This window comes from Pseudomonas sp. 2VD, assembly GCF_005503585.1.
Taxonomy (GTDB): Bacteria; Pseudomonadota; Gammaproteobacteria; order Pseudomonadales; family Pseudomonadaceae; genus Pseudomonas; species Pseudomonas aeruginosa.
The window spans coordinates 1-1093 of record NZ_SCND01000682.1 but is presented as its reverse complement, the minus strand read 5'-3'; the positions used below and the strand labels follow the sequence as shown (position 1 = coordinate 1093).

At 68.9% G+C, this 1093-nt stretch carries 1 protein-coding gene and 1 pseudogene; both read left to right on the top strand.

Annotated elements, in window-relative coordinates:
* Positions 1-129: pseudogene (locus FFS27_RS33055) on the top strand (Hcp family type VI secretion system effector); the annotation flags it as partial.
* Positions 130-328: 199 nt separating this feature from the next.
* A partial coding sequence (gene tssI, locus FFS27_RS33050; RefSeq protein ID WP_137952576.1) for a type VI secretion system tip protein TssI/VgrG occupies positions 329-1093 on the top strand: 765 nt, incomplete at its 3' end.

The following is a 1093-nucleotide window of genomic DNA, read 5'->3' as shown; positions in this document are numbered from 1 at the left end:
CAGGACCCGGGCAACGCCCACTTCACCCACCTGGAAGACGTGCACTTCACCTACCGCAAGATCACCTGGACCCACGAAGTCTCCGGCACCTCCGGCTCCGACGACTGGCGCTCCCCGGTCGCCGGCTGAGCCGCGGCCGCCGCACGCGGCCAGCCTCGCTGGCCGTCGTGCCCTCGATGACCCATAGCGCCGTGGCCAGGAAAGCCCGCGCCGGGTCGATGCCGCTTTGTTTGTTGTAGGCAGCTTCCGATCGAGCCTGCGCGCCCTTGTCTCGCCCGCGCCAGGCAGGACAATCGAATCGGTCGCCTGCGCCAGTGAGGGACAACGGATGTTCGCAGCAGCCAACCAGACCCATTTCAGCCTCGCCATCGACGGCCTCGCCCTCGACCTGCAGGTGCTCTCCTTCAGCGGCCGCGAAGCCATCAGCCAGCCGTTCGCCTTCGACCTGGAGCTGGTCGGCGAACGCCCCGTGCCGGACCTCGAAAGCCTGCTGCACAAACCCGCCTTCCTTACCCTCGGGCCCGCCGGCAACGGTATCCACGGCCTGGTGCGCAGCGCCGGACAGGGCGACTCGGGCAAGCGCCTGACCCGCTACCGCATCACCCTCGTCCCGCAACTGGCCTACCTCGCCCAACGCACCAACCAGCGCATCTTCCAGCACCTCACGGTGCCGCAGATCGTCGGCCGGGTGCTGGAGGAACACGGCATCCTCGCCGACGCCTACCGCTTCCAGCTCGGCACCCGCTACCCCGAGCGCGAATACTGCGTGCAGTACGACGAGAGCGACCTGCAGTTCGTCCAGCGCCTGTGCTGCGAGGAGGGCATCCACTTTCATTTCCAGCACAGCGCCACGGCGCACCTGCTGGTGTTCGGCGACGACCAGACGGTGTTCCCGCGGCTCGCGCCGGTGGCCTACCAGCAGGACTCCGGCCTGGTCGCCGACCGGCCGGCGGTCAAGCGCTTCGGCGTACGCCTGGAAACCCGCACCAGCCGCGTCACCCGCCGCGACTACGACTTCGAGAAACCGCGCCTGACGCTGGAAAGCGCCGCCCGCGGCGAAGCCCGGCCGGACCTCGAGGACTACGACTATCCC